This is a genomic window from Streptomyces sp. NPDC093064 (assembly GCF_044754605.1).
Taxonomy (GTDB): Bacteria; Actinomycetota; Actinomycetes; order Streptomycetales; family Streptomycetaceae; genus Streptomyces.
In genome coordinates, this window is sequence record NZ_JBIVPK010000004.1 from 311417 (window position 1) to 327779 (window position 16363).

At 71.2% G+C, this 16363-nt stretch carries 16 protein-coding genes; 15 read left to right on the forward strand and 1 reads right to left on the reverse strand.

Annotated features, from left to right (window positions below):
• Positions 1–391 precede the first annotated feature (391 nt).
• The 4 genes from ACIQFZ_RS07920 (at position 392) to nusB (ending at position 3589) form a co-directional block, all read left to right on the forward strand.
• Positions 392–1282, forward strand: a complete 891-nt coding sequence (locus tag ACIQFZ_RS07920) for an AAA family ATPase (RefSeq protein ID WP_402690842.1) — start codon at positions 392–394, stop codon at positions 1280–1282.
• 138 nt (positions 1283–1420) lie between these two features.
• Positions 1421–2530, forward strand: coding sequence for an aminopeptidase P family protein (locus ACIQFZ_RS07925; protein ID WP_383059318.1), 1110 nt, complete (start codon positions 1421–1423; stop codon positions 2528–2530).
• Between the two features lie 55 nt (positions 2531–2585).
• Complete coding sequence (gene efp / locus ACIQFZ_RS07930) at positions 2586–3152, forward strand: elongation factor P (protein WP_365428905.1); 567 nt, start codon at positions 2586–2588, stop codon at positions 3150–3152.
• A gap of 2 nt (positions 3153–3154) precedes the next feature.
• The gene (gene nusB, locus ACIQFZ_RS07935) at positions 3155–3589 is read left to right on the forward strand and encodes a transcription antitermination factor NusB (RefSeq protein WP_383059319.1); all 435 of its coding nucleotides are present in this window, start codon (positions 3155–3157) and stop codon (positions 3587–3589) included.
• 231 nt (positions 3590–3820) lie between these two features.
• Here nusB and bldD read toward each other — a convergent pair whose 3' ends face one another.
• Entirely contained in the window at positions 3821–4324 is a 504-nt protein-coding gene (bldD, locus tag ACIQFZ_RS07940) for a transcriptional regulator BldD (protein WP_004990661.1), read from the reverse strand.
• Between the two features lie 254 nt (positions 4325–4578).
• Here bldD and pyrR point away from each other — a divergent pair, with 254 nt between their 5' ends.
• The 11 genes from pyrR (at position 4579) to rpoZ (ending at position 16200) form a co-directional block, all read left to right on the forward strand.
• Complete coding sequence (pyrR, locus tag ACIQFZ_RS07945) at positions 4579–5163, forward strand: bifunctional pyr operon transcriptional regulator/uracil phosphoribosyltransferase PyrR (protein ID WP_383059321.1); 585 nt, start codon at positions 4579–4581, stop codon at positions 5161–5163.
• 100 nt (positions 5164–5263) lie between these two features.
• A complete protein-coding gene (locus ACIQFZ_RS07950) occupies positions 5264–6241 on the forward strand; it encodes an aspartate carbamoyltransferase catalytic subunit (protein WP_365428897.1) in 978 nt (325 codons plus the stop codon).
• A 5-nt stretch (positions 6242–6246) separates the two neighbouring features.
• A complete protein-coding gene (locus tag ACIQFZ_RS07955) occupies positions 6247–7533 on the forward strand; it encodes a dihydroorotase (protein WP_402690829.1) in 1287 nt (428 codons plus the stop codon).
• Entirely contained in the window at positions 7530–8123 is a 594-nt protein-coding gene (locus ACIQFZ_RS07960) for a hypothetical protein (protein ID WP_402690830.1), read from the forward strand. The genes ACIQFZ_RS07955 and ACIQFZ_RS07960 overlap by 4 nt, the downstream gene beginning before the upstream one ends.
• Positions 8120–9262 (forward strand): glutamine-hydrolyzing carbamoyl-phosphate synthase small subunit, encoded by a 1143-nt coding sequence (gene carA, locus ACIQFZ_RS07965; RefSeq protein WP_376652322.1) that lies wholly within the window; start codon positions 8120–8122, stop codon positions 9260–9262. The genes ACIQFZ_RS07960 and carA overlap by 4 nt, the downstream gene beginning before the upstream one ends.
• The gene (gene carB / locus ACIQFZ_RS07970; protein WP_402690831.1) at positions 9255–12563 is read left to right on the forward strand and encodes a carbamoyl-phosphate synthase large subunit; all 3309 of its coding nucleotides are present in this window, start codon (positions 9255–9257) and stop codon (positions 12561–12563) included. Before carA ends, carB begins: the two co-directional genes overlap by 8 nt.
• A 92-nt stretch (positions 12564–12655) precedes the next feature.
• Positions 12656–13771, forward strand: coding sequence for a quinone-dependent dihydroorotate dehydrogenase (locus ACIQFZ_RS07975; RefSeq protein WP_402690832.1), 1116 nt, complete (start codon positions 12656–12658; stop codon positions 13769–13771).
• A complete protein-coding gene (pyrF, locus tag ACIQFZ_RS07980) occupies positions 13768–14613 on the forward strand; it encodes an orotidine-5'-phosphate decarboxylase (RefSeq protein WP_402690833.1) in 846 nt (281 codons plus the stop codon). The genes ACIQFZ_RS07975 and pyrF overlap by 4 nt, the downstream gene beginning before the upstream one ends.
• Before the next feature lie 288 nt (positions 14614–14901).
• Positions 14902–15225, forward strand: a complete 324-nt coding sequence (locus ACIQFZ_RS07985; protein ID WP_003977346.1) for an integration host factor — start codon at positions 14902–14904, stop codon at positions 15223–15225.
• 58 nt (positions 15226–15283) lie between these two features.
• A complete protein-coding gene (gene gmk / locus ACIQFZ_RS07990; protein WP_376652319.1) occupies positions 15284–15877 on the forward strand; it encodes a guanylate kinase in 594 nt (197 codons plus the stop codon).
• Between the two features lie 50 nt (positions 15878–15927).
• Positions 15928–16200 (forward strand): DNA-directed RNA polymerase subunit omega, encoded by a 273-nt coding sequence (rpoZ, locus tag ACIQFZ_RS07995; protein ID WP_009187588.1) that lies wholly within the window; start codon positions 15928–15930, stop codon positions 16198–16200.
• The last annotated feature ends 163 nt before the right edge of the window (positions 16201–16363 follow it).

The window sequence follows — 16363 nt, forward strand, 5'->3', positions numbered from 1 at the left end:
CCGCGCCCGGCCGTTCACCATATGGCGGCCGGGGACGGTACCGTTCGGTAGGCGGCGGGGCTCGGACCCGCTGCCGGCGCCAATTGCCCCGTACGAGACGGAGTCGCACCGGATGCAGCACGCAGTGGGTTCACCGCTGCCGCCGCCCCGCCAGCCGGGGCACGGACCGGCCGCCGGCTGGGCGCCGGCCGCACATCACCCGGGGCCGCGGCACCCGGGTGCGCCCCAGGGCCCCGCGCCCGTGCCCCCGCCGCCTCCGGCATCCGGCTATCCCGGCGCCCCGACACCGCAACCGCCGGGCCCGCCTCCGTCGGCGCCACATCCCCAGACTCCGCGTCCTCAGGGTCCGCCTCCGTCGGCGCCCCACCCTCAGAGCCCGCGTCCTCAGGGTCTGTCCCCGTCGGCGCCGCAACCGCCGGGCCCGCGTCCGTCAGCACCACATTCTCAGGGCTCGCCCCCGTCCGCGCCGCACCCTCAGAGCCCGCGTCCTCAAGGTCCGCCTCCGTCGGCGCCGCATCCCCGGAGTCCGCATCCTCAAGGGCCGCCTCCATCCGCGCCCCACCCCCAGAACCCGCACCCCCAGAGCCCCCATCAGTCGGCCCCCGCGATCCCCCCGCCCGCCGCGCCGCCCGCGCCGGATGCCACTGGCCATGTCCGGCTGCCGCCGGGCGGTCCGGTCGGGATGCCCAGCGTGCCGCCGGCCCAGACCGCGCCCGACCCGACGACCACCACGCTGGCGGTGCTGCTGATCGGTCCGGCGGGCGCGGGCAAGACGAGCGTCGCCAAGTACTGGGCCGACCACCGCCGCGTGCCCACCGCGCACATCAGCCTCGACGACGTCCGCGAGTGGGTCCGCTCCGGCTTCGCCGACCCGCAGTCGGGCTGGAACGACCACTCCGAGGCGCAGTACCGCCTCGCCCGCCGCACCTGCGGCTTCGCCGCCCGCAACTTCCTCGCCAACGGCATCTCGTGCATCCTCGACGACGCCGTCTTCCCCGACCGCCCGGTCGTCGGGCTCGGCGGCTGGAAGCGCCACGTCGGCCCCGGCCTGCTCCCGGTCGTGCTGCTGCCCGGCCTGGACATCGTCCTGGAGCGCAACGCCGAGCGCTCCGGAAACCGCCGGCTGACCGACGAGGAGGTCGCCCGCATCCACGGCCGCATGGCCGGCTGGTACGGATCCGGCCTCCCCATCATCGACAACTCCCAGCTCGACGTCCCGGCCACGGCCAGAGTCCTGGACGAGGTCCTGTCCCGCGCCATCGCCAGCCCCCCGAACTGGTAGGACGCGGCCGCGCCCGGCAGTCCCGGGCAGGCGGCCCGACCGCCGGACACGGCCCCCGGCGCCCCGAAGCCGGGACCCGGCAGACCCACTCGGACCTCTCGAACGGCGATATTGAGCCATGACTCTTACGCTCGGTTCATGTCAGAGGTGTACGCGGCCCGCCGGACCCGGCTGAGGGAGCGCTGCAACGCGGGCGGCAGCGCGGCGGCGCTGGTGACTCGTCCCGCCAATGTGCGGTACCTCGCGGGGGCGGCCCCGCAGGGTGCCGTCCTGCTTCTCGGAAGGCACGAGGACCTGCTGGTGTGCCAGAGCCCGCCGGACGACAGGCCCTGCGAGGGCCGCCCCGACGAGGCGCTGCTGGTACAGGTCCTGCCCCAACCCCCCGGCGGCGACGCGGCCGTCGCCGCCGCCGACCACGCCCGGACCCAGGGCGCCGACTCGCTCGCCGTGGAGGAGCACCACCTCACGGTGGCCCGCTACCGCGCCCTCGGCTCGGTGGCGCCCCGGCTGCGCCTGGCCGACCTGGGCGGCGCGGTCGAGCAGCTCCGCGTCGTCAAGGACGAGGAGGAGATCTCCTGTCTGAGAATCGGCGCCGAGATCGCCGACCAGGCCCTGGGCGAGCTGCTGGAGTCCATCCTGGTCGGCCGCACCGAGCGCCATCTCGCCCTGGAGCTGGAGCGGCGGCTCGTCGACCACGGCGCCGACGGACCCGCCTTCCCGACCTCCGTGGCCACCGGCCCGAACTCCGGCCGCCGCGGCCACCGGCCCACCGACCGACGGGTCGAGGAGGGCGACTTCCTCACGGTGTGCCTGGGCGCCGCCTACCGCGGCTACCGCTGCGAGATCGGCCGGACCTTCGTGATCGGCACGTCTCCGGCGGACTGGCAGATCCAGCTCTACGACCTGGTTTTCGCAGCCCAGCGCGCCGGACGGGAGGCCCTGGCCCCCGGCGCCGCCTACCGCGACGTGGACCGCGCCGCACGCCAGGTACTGGACTCGGCCGGGTTCGCCGAGGGCCTGCAACCCCTCACCGGGCACGGGGTCGGACTCGAAATCGACGAGGACCCGCAGCTGGCCCCTTCGTCCATGGGTAAACTGGACGCTTGCGTGCCGGTCACCGTCGAACCGGGGGTCCACCTCCCGGGCCGGGGCGGTGTCCGGATCGATGACACGCTCGTCGTGCGCCCCGAGGCGGACGGCGGACCCGAGCTACTCACCATCACGACCAAGGAGCTCCTCGCGCTCTAGCCTCGCGCTGTGCGCCTGCCCCCGGTCGTACGTCAGTCCAGGAGATTCCGCAACCGTGGCTTCCACGAACGACCTCAAGAACGGCATGGTGCTCAAGCTCGACGGCGGCCAGCTGTGGTCCGTCGTCGAGTTCCAGCACGTCAAGCCCGGCAAGGGCCCGGCCTTTGTGCGCACCAAGCTCAAGAACGTGCTCTCCGGGAAGACCGTCGACAAGACGTTCAACGCCGGCGTCAAGGTCGAAACGGCCACCGTCGACAAGCGTGACATGCAGTTCTCCTACATGGACGGCGACTACTTCGTCTTCATGGACATGGAGACCTACGACCAGCTGCACATCGAGCGCAAGGTCGTCGGCGACACCGCCAACTTCCTGATCGAGGGCTTCGAGGCCACCGTCGCCCAGCACGAGGGCGAGGTGCTCTTCGTCGAGCTGCCGGCCGCCGTCGAGCTGACCGTCGCCGAGACCGAGCCGGGCGTCCAGGGCGACCGCTCCACCGGTGGCACCAAGCCCGCCACCCTGGAGACCGGCCACCAGATCCAGGTCCCGCTCTTCATCACCACCGGTGAGAAGATCAAGGTCGACACCCGTACGAGCGACTACCTCGGCCGGGTGAACAGCTAACCGTGGCCGCCCGCAATACGGCCCGCAAGCGTGCCTTCCAGATCCTCTTCGAGGGTGACCAGCGCGGCGTCGACGTCCTGACGGTCCTCGCTGACTGGATCCGGCTCTCCCGGACCGACACCCGGCAGCCGCCGGTGAGCGAGTACACGATGCAGCTCGTCGAGGGCTACGCGGAGCACGCGACCCGGATCGACGAACTGATCGCGCAGTACGCGGTCGGCTGGACGCTCGACCGCATGCCGGTCGTCGACCGCAACATCCTGCGGCTCGGCGCGTACGAGCTGATCTGGGTCGACCAGACCCCGGACGCCGTCGTGCTGGACGAGATGGTGCAGCTGGCGAAGGAGTTCTCGACGGACGAGTCGCCCTCGTTCGTCAACGGCCTGCTGGGCCGTCTGAAGGAGCTCAAGCCCTCCCTCCGCCGCGACCAGGTGTGAGAGAGGGGCCCGGCCTGCAGCCGGTGCCCGCACGGACTCGCAGGGGCCCGCAGCACGACTGCTGCGGGCCCCTCGGCGTCCGTTCACGCGCCCCCGGGCCCACCGGACCACGCCCACCCCGCCAGGGCCGCGTCCGCCCCTTCAGGGCCGCGCAAAAAAGCCGCCGGGGTGGCCAAAACCAAACGGTTCCGGCCACCCCGGCGGCACGTTTCTGCTAGGTCTGCCGAGCGGTCAGCTCTCCTCGTGGGACGCCACCGCGCGGCGCGCGTCCGCGTCCAGCACGCCCCAGCTGATCAGCTGCTCGGTGAGGACCGAGGGCGACTGGTCGTAGATGACGGCGAGTGTGCGCAGGTCGTCCTGGCGGATGGAGAGCACCTTGCCGTTGTAGTCACCGCGCTGGGACTGGATCGTCGCCGCGTACCGCTGGAGCGGGCCCGCCTTCTCGGCCGGCACCGTGGCCAGCCGCTCCAGGTCCAGGACCAGCTTCGGCGGGGGCTCGGCGGCGCCGCCAGGGGTGGTGCCCGGCAGCAGCTCCTGCACGGGGACCCCGTAGAAGTCCGCCAGCTCGGCGAGGCGCTGCACGGTCACGGCACGGTCGCCGCGCTCGTACGAACCGACCACGACCGCCTTCCAGCGTCCCTGGCTCTTCTCCTCGACACCGTGGAGGGAAAGGCCCTGCTGGGTGCGGATCGCCCGGAGCTTGGCCCCGAGCTGTTTGGCGTATTCGCTGGACATATGGCTCCCCGGACACTGTGTCGACGCGACTGGCTCGGGTGCCACGCCGCGCGGCTGGTAACTCACTGTGAGGTTACGCAGCGTTACTCTGCCGCGTCAAGCCGAATGGTCCGCAGCGCCGCTTCCGTGGTAACCGCGGCCCGTTGCGCCAAAGGGGTGATCGGGGAGGCCTCCGGCACCTGGTAGCGTGTATGGCGCAATTCCGACGTCCTTTAAGGTCCGTCCCGTGAGGCGGAGAAGGAGGTCCGTTTCTTATGGACTCGCACGAAACCGCGCAAGCCTCCGATGCCCGGCCCGTTCTCGAGGGCCCCGACATCGAGCGGGTGCTGACCCGCATCGCCCACGAGATCGTCGAGCGCGCCAAGGGCGCCGACGACGTGGTGCTCCTCGGCATTCCGACCCGGGGCGTCTTCCTCGCCCAGCGGCTCGCCGTCAAACTCGAGCAGATCACCGAGCGCAAGGTCTCCTGCGGCTCGCTCGACATCACCATGTACCGCGACGACCTGCGCATGCAGCCCCCGCGTGCGCTGGCCCGCACCGAGATCCCCGGTGACGGCATCGACGGCCGCCTGGTCGTCCTCGTCGACGACGTGCTTTTCTCCGGCCGCACCATCCGCGCCGCCCTCGACGCCCTGAACGACATCGGGCGCCCGCGCGCGGTGCAGCTCGCCGTCCTCGTCGACCGCGGCCACCGCGAACTGCCGATCCGCGCCGACTACGTCGGCAAGAACCTCCCCACGTCGCTGCGGGAGACGGTCAAGGTCCTGCTCACCGAGGAGGACGGTCGCGACACCGTGCTGCTCGGCGCCAAGCCGGCCGCCCAGGGCGACCAGCCGTAACACGCGCGCGTACGCATCGCCGTACGCCCGGCGCGTGTGCCCTCGCACGCGCCCGTCTGCCCCAATTCTCCCGAATGAACCGCCTTACGGAGCCTGACAGATGCAGCGTCATCTCATCTCGGCCGCCGACCTCACCCGCGACGACGCCGTCCTGATCCTCGACACCGCCGAGGAGATGGCCCGGGTCGCCGACCGGCCGATCAAGAAACTGCCGACCCTGCGCGGCCGCACCGTCGTCAACCTCTTCTTCGAGGACTCCACCCGCACCCGGATCTCCTTCGAGGCCGCGGAGAAGCGGCTGTCCGCGGACGTCATCAACTTCACCGCCAAGGGATCGTCGGTGTCCAAGGGCGAGTCCCTGAAGGACACCGCCCAGACCCTGGAGGCCATGGGCGTCGACGCCGTGGTCATCCGGCACGGCGCCTCCGGGGCCCCGTACCGGCTGGCCAACTCCGGCTGGATCGACGCCGCCGTCATCAACGCCGGCGACGGCACCCACCAGCACCCCACCCAGGCCCTGCTCGACGCCTTCACCCTGCGCCGCCGGCTGGTCGGCAGGGACGCGGGCCTCGGCCAGGACCTGTCCGGCAGGCGCGTCACCCTCGTCGGCGACGTGCTGCACAGCCGGGTGGCCCGGTCCAACATCGACCTGCTGCACACCCTCGGCGCCGACGTCACCCTGGTCGCCCCGCCGACCCTGCTGCCGGTCGGCGTCGAGTCCTGGCCCTGCGAGGTCTCCTACGACCTCGACGCCACGCTGCCCAAGTCCGACGCGGTGATGATGCTCCGCGTGCAGCGCGAGCGGATGCACGCCGCCTTCTTCCCGACCGAGCGCGAGTACTCGCGGCGCTACGGGCTGGACGGCGAGCGGATGGCGAGGATGCCCGAGCACGCCATAGTGATGCACCCCGGTCCGATGGTCCGCGGCATGGAGATCACCGCCGAGGTCGCCGACTCCGACCGCTGCACCGCCGTCGAGCAGGTCACCAACGGCGTCTCCATCCGCATGGCCGTGCTGTACCTGCTGCTCGGCGGCATGGAACCCGCTTCCCAAGCCCGCACCACCGAGGAGAAGTAAGAGACATGAGCAAGATCCTGATCCGTGGTGCCAAGGTGCTCGGCGGCGCGCCGCAGGACGTCCTGATCGACGGCGAGGCCGTCGAGGCGGTCGGCACCGGGCTGTCCGCCGAGGGCGCGGAGATCGTCGAGGCCGACGGCAAGGTGCTGCTGCCGGGCCTGGTCGACCTGCACACCCATCTGCGCGAGCCGGGCCGGGAGGACTCCGAGACCGTCCTGACCGGCACCCGCGCGGCCGCCTCCGGCGGCTACACCGCCGTGTTCGCCATGGCCAACACGTTCCCCGTGGCCGACACCGCCGGCGTCGTCGAGCAGGTCTGGCGTCTGGGCCGGGAGCACGGCTACTGCGACGTGCAGCCCATCGGCGCCGTCACGGTCGGCCTGGAGGGCAGGAAGCTCGCCGAACTCGGCGCCATGCACGAGTCGGCCGCCGGGGTCACCGTCTTCTCCGACGACGGCAAGTGCGTAGACGACGCGGTGATCATGCGCCGGGCGCTGGAGTACGTGAAGGCCTTCGGCGGTGTCGTCGCCCAGCACGCCCAGGAACCGCGGCTGACCGAGGGCGCCCAGATGAACGAGGGCGTCGTCTCCGCCGAACTGGGCCTGGGCGGCTGGCCGGCCGTCGCCGAGGAGTCGGTCATCGCCCGCGACGTGCTGCTCGCCGAGCACGTCGGCTCCCGCGTCCACATCTGCCACCTGTCGACCGCGGGCAGCGTCGAGATCGTCCGCTGGGCCAAGTCCCGCGGCATCCAGGTCACCGCCGAGGTCACCCCGCACCACCTGCTCCTCACCGACGAGTTGGTGCGCACCTACAACCCGGTCTACAAGGTCAACCCGCCGCTGCGCACCGAGCGGGACGTGCACGCCCTGCGCGAGGCGCTCGCCGACGGCACGATCGACATCGTCGCCACCGACCACGCCCCGCACCCGCACGAGGACAAGGACTGCGAGTGGGCCGCGGCCGCCATGGGCATGGTCGGCCTGGAGACCGCGCTGTCGGTGCTCCAGGAGACCATGGTCGACACCGGCCTGCTGGACTGGGCGGGCATCGCGGACCGCATGTCCTTCGCGCCGGCCGGGATCGGGCGGGCCGCCGGCCACGGCCGCCCCGTCTCGGCAGGTGAGCCCGCCAACCTCACGCTGGTCGACACGGCATACCGTGGGCAGGTGGACCCCGCGGGCTTCGCCTCGCGCAGCAGGAACACCCCGTACGAGGGACGTGAGCTGCCGGGCCGTGTCACCCACACGTGGCTCCGGGGCAAGGCCACGCTCGTCGACGGGAAGCTCACGTGACACCTGCACCTCTGCTCGCAGCCGGGCTCGCGACCGAAATCGCCACGGAAGGGAAATCGGCCGAGGTCACCGACTGGGCCGCCCGTATCGGCTGGCTGATCGGCCTCGTCCTGTTCATCGCCCTCGTCTACTGGCTGATGCGCGAGGGCTGGAAGTGGCGCGCCACCCTCCAGGGCGATCTGCCCGAGCTGCCGAGCACGCCCGAGGAGCCCGGTCCGGCGAAGCTGACGATGACCGGCCGCTACCACGGCTCCACCACCGCCGGACAGTGGCTGGACCGCATCGTGGCGCGCGGCCTGGGCACCCGCAGCCGGGCCGAGCTGACCCTGACCGGCGCGGGCCTGGACGTGGTGCGCTCCGGAGCGAGCGACTTCTTCGTCCCGGCCGAGCGGCTGCGCGGGGCCCGGCTCGACAAGGGCATCGCCGGCAAGGTGCTCACCGAGGGCGGGCTGCTCGTCGTGACCTGGGAGCACGGCGATCGCCTGATCGACTCCGGGTTCCGCTCCGACCGGGCGGCCGAGCACACCGAATGGGTCGAGGCCCTCAACTCCATGATCGAGAAGAACAGCACGGAAGGCGCCGAACGATGACCACCTCCACCAGGGGAACCTCGAGGGTTCCCGCCGTACTCGTCCTGGAGGACGGCCGGATCTTCCGCGGCCGTGCCTACGGGGCCGTGGGGGAGACGTTCGGCGAGGCCGTGTTCTCCACCGGGATGACCGGCTACCAGGAGACGCTCACCGACCCGTCGTACCACCGCCAGGTCGTCGTCATGACCGCCCCGCACGTCGGCAACACCGGCGTCAACGACGAGGACCCCGAGTCGAAGCGGATCTGGGTCTCCGGCTACGTCGTGCGCGACCCCGCGCGCCGGCCCTCCAACTGGCGTGCCCAGCGCACCCTGGACGAGGAGCTCGCCGCGCAGGGCGTCGTCGGCATCAGCGGCATCGACACCCGCGCGCTCACCCGCCACCTGCGCGAGCGCGGAGCCATGCGCGTCGGCGTCTTCAGCGGCCCGGCCGTCCAGGACGACGCCGCGCTGCTGGCCCGGGTCCTCGAGTCGCCCCGGATGGAGGGCGCGGACCTGTCCGCCGAGGTGGCCACCGAGGAGGCGTACGTGGTCCCCGCGATCGGCGACAAGAAGTTCACCGTCGCCGCGGTCGACCTCGGCATCAAGGGCATGACCCCGCACCGCATGGCCGAACGCGGCATCGAGGTGCACGTGCTGCCCGCCACCGCCACCGTCGAGGACGTGTACGCGGTCGAGCCCGACGGCGTGTTCTTCTCCAACGGCCCCGGCGACCCGGCCACCGCCGACCACGCCGTGTCCGTCATGCAAGGCGTCCTGGAGCGCGGCACGCCGCTGTTCGGCATCTGCTTCGGCAACCAGATCCTCGGCCGCGCTCTGGGCTTCGGCACCTACAAGCTGAAGTACGGCCACCGCGGCATCAACCAGCCGGTGCAGGACCGTACGACCGGCAAGGTCGAGGTCACCGCGCACAACCACGGCTTCGCCGTCGACGCCCCCACCGACGCGGTCTCCGACACCCCCTTCGGCCGTGTCGAGGTCTCCCACGTCTGCCTCAATGACAACGTGGTGGAAGGCCTCCAGCTGCTCGACAAGCCGGCCTTCAGCGTCCAGTACCACCCCGAAGCGGCCGCGGGACCCCACGACGCCGCCTACCTGTTCGACCGCTTCGTCTCCCTGATGGAGGGCCAGCGTGCCTAAGCGCACCGATATCCAGTCCGTCCTGGTCATCGGCTCCGGCCCGATCGTCATCGGCCAGGCCGCCGAGTTCGACTACTCCGGCACCCAGGCGTGCCGCGTCCTGAAGGCCGAGGGCCTCAGGGTCGTCCTCGTCAACTCCAACCCCGCGACGATCATGACCGATCCGGAGATCGCCGACGCCACCTACGTCGAGCCGATCACCCCGGAATTCGTCGAGAAGATCATCGCCAAGGAGCGCCCCGACGCCCTCCTGCCCACCCTGGGTGGCCAGACCGCGCTCAACACCGCCATCTCGCTGCACCAGAACGGCGTCCTGGAGAAGTTCGGCGTCGAGCTGATCGGCGCCAACGTCGAGGCCATCCACAAGGGCGAGGACCGCGACCAGTTCAAGGCGGTCGTGGAGGCCGTCCGGCGCGAGACCGGGCACGGCGAGTCCGCCCGCTCCGTGATCTGCCACACCATGGACGAGGTCCTGGCCGGCGTCGACGAGCTCGGCGGCTACCCGGTCGTGGTCCGCCCCTCCTTCACCATGGGCGGCGCCGGCTCCGGCTTCGCGCACGACGAGGAGGAACTGCGCCGCATTGCCGGACAGGGCCTGACTCTCTCGCCGACCACCGAGGTGCTCCTGGAGGAGTCCATCCTCGGCTGGAAGGAGTACGAGCTGGAGCTGATGCGCGACAAGCACGACAACGTCGTGGTCGTCTGCTCCATCGAGAACTTCGACCCGATGGGCGTGCACACCGGCGACTCCATCACCGTCGCCCCGGCGATGACGCTCACCGACCGCGAGTACCAGATCCTGCGGGACATCGGCATCGCCGTCATCCGCGAGGTCGGCGTCGACACCGGCGGCTGCAACATCCAGTTCGCGGTGAACCCCGAGGACGGCCGGGTCATCGTCATCGAGATGAACCCGCGCGTGTCGCGCTCCTCCGCGCTCGCCTCCAAGGCGACCGGCTTCCCCATCGCCAAGATCGCCGCCAAGCTTGCCGTCGGCTACACCCTCGACGAGATCCCCAACGACATCACGCGGGAGACCCCGGCCTCCTTCGAGCCGACCCTCGACTACGTGGTCGTCAAGGCGCCCCGGTTCGCCTTCGAGAAGTTCCCGCAGGCCGACTCCACGCTGACCACCACCATGAAGTCGGTCGGCGAGGCCATGGCCATCGGCCGCAACTTCACCGAGGCCCTCCAGAAGGCCCTGCGCTCGCTGGAGAAGAAGGGCAGCCGGTTCACGTTCGTCGGCGACCCCGGCGACCGGCACGAACGGCTGCGCGAGGCCGTCCGCCCGACCGACGGCCGGATCAACGCGGTGATGCAGGCCATCCGCGCGGGCGCCACGGCCGAGGAGGTCTTCGACGCCACGAAGATCGACCCGTGGTTCGTCGACCAGCTGTTCCTGATCAAGGAGATCGCCGACGAGCTGGCCGACGCGCCCGAGCTCACTGCCGAACTCCTCGCCGAGGCCAAGCGACACGGCTTCTCCGACCAGCAGATCGGCGAGATCCGGGGCCTGCGCGAGGACGTGGTCCGCGAGGTGCGGCACGCGCTCGGCATCCGCCCGGTCTACAAGACGGTCGACACCTGCGCCGCCGAGTTCGCCGCGAGGACGCCGTACTTCTACTCCTCCTACGACGAGGAGAACGAGGTCGCCCCGCGCGAGAGGCCCGCGGTGATCATCCTGGGCTCCGGCCCCAACCGCATCGGCCAGGGCATCGAGTTCGACTACTCCTGCGTGCACGCCTCCTTCGCGCTGCACGACGCCGGGTACGAGACCGTGATGGTCAACTGCAACCCGGAGACCGTCTCCACCGACTACGACACCTCCGACCGGCTGTACTTCGAGCCGCTGACCCTGGAGGACGTCCTCGAGATCGTCCACGCGGAGCGGCAGGCCGGCCCCATCGCCGGTGTCGTCGTCCAGCTCGGCGGCCAGACCCCGCTGGGCCTGGCACAGGCCCTGAAGGACAACGGCGTGCCGATCGTCGGCACCCCGCCCGAGGCGATCCACGCGGCCGAGGACCGGGGCGCCTTCGGGCAGGTGCTGGCCGAGGCGGGCCTGCCGGCCCCCAAGCACGGCACCGCGACCACCTTCGCCCAGGCCAAGACCATCGCCGACGAGATCGGCTACCCGGTCCTGGTCCGCCCGTCCTACGTCCTGGGCGGCCGCGGCATGGAGATCGTGTACGACGAGGCGCGCCTGGAGGCGTACATCGCCGAGTCGACCGAGATCAGCCCCTCCCGCCCGGTGCTCGTCGACCGGTTCCTCGACGACGCCATAGAGATCGACGTCGACGCCCTCTACGACGGCGGGGAGCTGTACCTCGGCGGTGTCATGGAGCACATCGAGGAGGCCGGCATCCACTCCGGCGACTCGGCGTGCGCGCTGCCGCCGATCACGCTCGGCGGGTACGACATCAAGCGGCTGCGGGCCTCCACCGAGGCCATCGCGCGCGGTGTCGGGGTGCGCGGCCTGATCAACATCCAGTTCGCGCTGTCCGGCGACATCCTCTACGTCCTCGAGGCCAACCCGCGCGCCTCCCGTACGGTCCCCTTCACCTCCAAGGCGACCGCCGTGCCGCTCGCCAAGGCCGCCGCCCGGATCTCGCTGGGCGCGACCATCGCCGAACTGCGCGAGGAGGGGCTGCTGCCGAAGAACGGCGACGGCGGCACGCTGCCGCTGGACGCGCCGATCTCCGTCAAGGAGGCCGTGCTGCCCTGGAGCCGCTTCCGGGACACCTCCGGACGCGGCGTGGACACGGTCCTCGGCCCCGAGATGCGCTCCACCGGCGAGGTCATGGGCATCGACTCCGTCTTCGGCACCGCGTACGCCAAGTCGCAGTCGGCGGCCTACGGCCCGCTGCCGACCAAGGGCCGCGCCTTCATCTCGGTCGCCAACCGGGACAAGCGGTCGATGATCTTCCCGGCCCGTGAGCTGGTCGCCCACGGCTTCGAACTGCTCGCCACCTCCGGCACGGCCGAGGTGCTCAAGCGCAACGGCATCAACGCCACGGTCGTGCGCAAGCAGTCCCAGGGCGCCGGGCCGAACGGCGAGCGGACCATCGTCCAGCTCATCCACGACGGCGAGGTCGACCTCATCGTCAACACCCCGTACGGCACCGGCGGCCGCCTGGACGGCTACGAGATCCGTACCGCGGCCGTGGCGCGCTCCGTGCCGTGCCTGACGACGGTCCAGGCACTTGCCGCGGCGGTCCAGGGCATCGACGCCCTCCACCGCGGCGAGGTGGGTGTCCGCTCCCTCCAGGAACACGCGGGATTCCTGACCGCGATCCGCGACTAGCGGCCCCGAGGGGGACACCGGAAACGGTGTCCCCCTTCGCACGAGGACCCATGGGGACCCATGAGGCCCCGAGGACACCCGAGGACTCAGTGATGTACAAGCTCTTCTTCCGTCTGTTCTTCCAGCGGATGGACCCGGAACAGGCACACCACCTGGCCTTCCGCTGGATCCGGCTCGCCGCCCGCGTCCCGGTGCTGCGCACCTTCGCGGCCGCCGTGCTCGCCCCCCGCCACAAGGAACTGCGCACCGAGGCCCTCGGGCTGCGGATGCACGGCCCCTTCGGGCTCGCCGCCGGCTTCGACAAGAACGCCGTGGCGATCGACGGGATGTCGATGCTCGGCTTCGACCACGTCGAGATCGGCACGGTCACGGGGGAGCCGCAGCCCGGCAACCCCAGGAAGCGGCTCTTCCGGCTGGTCGTGGACCGCGCGCTGATCAACCGCATGGGCTTCAACAACGAGGGCTCGCTCGCCGTCGCCGCGCGCCTGGCCTCGCGCACGCCCGTGTTCAGGACCGTCGTGGGCGTCAACATCGGCAAGACCAAGGTCGTCCCGGAGGAGGAGGCCGTCGGCGACTACGTGAAGTCCGCCGAGCGGCTGGCCCCGTACGCCGACTACCTGGTCGTCAACGTCTCGTCGCCGAACACACCCGGACTGCGCGACCTCCAGGCCACCGAGGCGCTGCGCCCGCTCCTCGTCGCCGTGCGCGAGGCCGCCGGCCGGGTCGTGCCGGGGCGCCGGGTGCCGCTGCTGGTGAAGATCGCGCCGGACCTCGCCGACGAGGACGTCGACGCCGTCGCCGACCTCGCCGTGGAACTGGGCCTGGACGGGATCATCGCCACCAACACCACCATCGCGCGCGAGGGACTCGGGCTGACGTCCGCGTCCTCGCTGGTGAAGGAGACCGGCGGGCTCTCGGGCGCGCCGCTGAAGGCGCGCTCCCTGGAGGTGCTGCGCCGCCTCTACGCGCGCGTGGGCGACCGCATCACCCTGGTCGGCGTCGGCGGCATCGAGAACGCCGAGGACGCCTGGCGGCGCATCCTGGCCGGCGCCACCCTGGTCCAGGGCTACAGCGCCTTCGTGTACCAGGGGCCCTTCTGGAGCCGCGCGATCCACAAGGGGCTCGCCGCACGCCTGCGGACCAGCCCGTACGCCACCCTCGCCGACGCGGTCGGCGCCGACGTAAGGAAGGCAGGGGAGACGGCATGAGCCCGATTGAACCCTTTGGCGCGCGTCTGCGCCGTGCCATGGACGAGCGCGGCCCGCTGTGCGTCGGCATCGATCCGCACGCCTCGCTGCTCGCCGAGTGGGGCCTGAACGACGACGTGGCCGGTCTGGAGCGGTTCAGCCGCACCGTGGTGGAGGCGCTGGCCGGCCGGGTGGCCGCCCTGAAGCCGCAGAGCGCCTTCTACGAGCGTTTCGGCTCGCGCGGCCTCGCCGTCCTGGAGAAGTCGGTCGAGGAGGCCCGGGCGGCCGGGGCGCTGGTCGTCATGGACGCCAAGCGCGGCGACATCGGCTCGACCATGGCCGCCTACGCCGAGTCGTTCCTGCGCAAGGACGCGCCGCTGTTCTCGGACGCGCTCACCGTCTCGCCGTACCTCGGCTACGGATCGCTGAGGCCCGCGGTCGACCTGGCGCGGGAGAGCGGCGCGGGTCTGTTCGTGCTGGCCCTGACCTCCAACCCGGAGGGCGCCGAGGTCCAGCACGCCGTGCGGCCCGACGGCCGCTCCGTCGCCGCGACCGTGCTCGCGCACCTCGCCGAGGAGAACGCGGCGCAGGCCCCGCTGGGCTCCTTCGGCGCGGTGGTGGGGGCCACGCTGGGCGACCTGTCGTCGTACGACCTGGACATGGGCGGGCCGCTGCTCGCGCCGGGGATCGGCGCGCAGGGAGCGACGCCGGCCGATCTTCCGCGGGTGTTCGGCTCCGCGGTGCGCAACGTGGTCCCGAGCGTCAGCCGGGGTGTTCTGCGTCACGGTCCCGAGGTGGGGGCGCTGCGCGGCGCCGCGGAACGCTTCGCGGAGGAGATCAGGACCGCGGTGACCGGCGGCTGAGTCATCGGGCGGGCGGCCCGGGGCCCGCCTGAGTCTGGATACATCCTCAAATCCAGGGCATTATGTCCTAAATGCCCGGCCTGACGGAGGCTGACCAGGACTTTTCCGCTGTTCTCGCTGACTCTGGCGGACGGGACCGCTAGTCTCCGTCGAGTGGGGGCGCCTCCCACGCCCTCCAGGCAGTGGGGGAGAACGGGCAAGCGTGTTGCTCGTAGCTCCCCAGGTGTGGGGCGACTAGGTTCCTCACCGGTCCGTATCCGACAGTTCGACATCCGAGGTGACGTAGGCGTGGCTCTTCCGCCCCTAACCCCTGAACAGCGCGCAGCCGCGCTCGAAAAGGCCGCCGCGGCTCGCCGGGAGCGGGCCGAGGTCAAGAATCGACTCAAGCACTCCGGCGCCTCCCTGCACGAGGTCATCAAGCAGGGCCAGGAGAACGACGTCATCGGCAAGATGAAGGTCTCCGCCCTTCTTGAGTCCCTGCCGGGCGTGGGCAAGGTCCGCGCCAAGCAGATCATGGAGCGGCTCGGCATCTCCGAGAGCCGTCGCGTGCGCGGCCTCGGGTCCAACCAGATCGCCTCCCTGGAGCGCGAGTTCGGCAGCACCGGCTCCTGAATCCGGGGGCTTGGGGTTGGAGTCCCGGGCACCGTGCGATTGCTGGAATAATCGGCGCATGGCTGTAACACCCCGGGGCGCGACCCCCGTACCCCCGGACGCACGTCCGCGGCTGACCGTGCTCTCCGGCCCCTCAGGGGTCGGCAAGAGCACGGTCGTCGCCCATATGCGCAAGGAACACCCCGAGGTCTGGCTGTCGGTGTCCGCGACGACCCGCAAGCCCCGCCCCGGTGAGCAGCACGGCGTCCACTACTTCTTCGTCACCGACGAGGAGATGGACAAGATGATCGCCAACGGCGAGCTGCTGGAGTGGGCCGAGTTCGCGGGCAACCGCTACGGCACGCCGCGCGCCGCCGTGCTGGAGCACCTGGAGTCGGGTGTGCCGGTGCTGCTGGAGATCGACCTCCAGGGCGCCCGGCAGGTCCGCGAGTCCATGCCCGAGGGCCGGCTGGTGTTCCTGGCTCCTCCCTCCTGGGAGGAGCTCGTGCGCAGGCTCACCGGGCGGGGGACCGAGCCGCCCGAGGTCATCGAACGGCGGCTGGAGGCGGCGAAGGTCGAACTCGCGGCCGAGCCGGAGTTCCACGAGACCCTGGTCAACACCTCCGTCGAGGACGTGGCTCGCGAGCTGCTAGCCTTGATGGACGTTGTGTGATCGTGACGGTCGCACCGACTGATTCTTTCCCATCCATCGGAAGGTAGAGCGTGTCCTCTTCCATCTCCGCGCCCGAGGGCATCATCAACCCGCCGATCGACGAGCTCCTCGAGGCCACCGACTCGAAGTACAGCCTCGTGATCTACGCGGCCAAGCGGGCCCGCCAGATCAACGCGTACTACTCGCAGCTCGGCGAGGGCCTCCTCGAGTACGTCGGTCCGCTCGTCGACACCCACGTCCACGAGAAGCCGCTCTCCATCGCCCTGCGCGAGATCAACGCGGGTCTGCTGACGTCCGAGGCCATCGAGGGCCCGGTTCAGTAATTTCTGCGGTTCTTCATATCTGCAGATCGCAGTAGGTTTTTCCACAGGCCCGGCAGCGCGACTGCCGGGCCTGTGGTGTGCTCGGGGGGTGCGGGAGTCGATCCCGCGATGATGCAGCATGGACGCGTACGCCGACGAGCCGCGGCGTGCCTGTTGTCGAGTG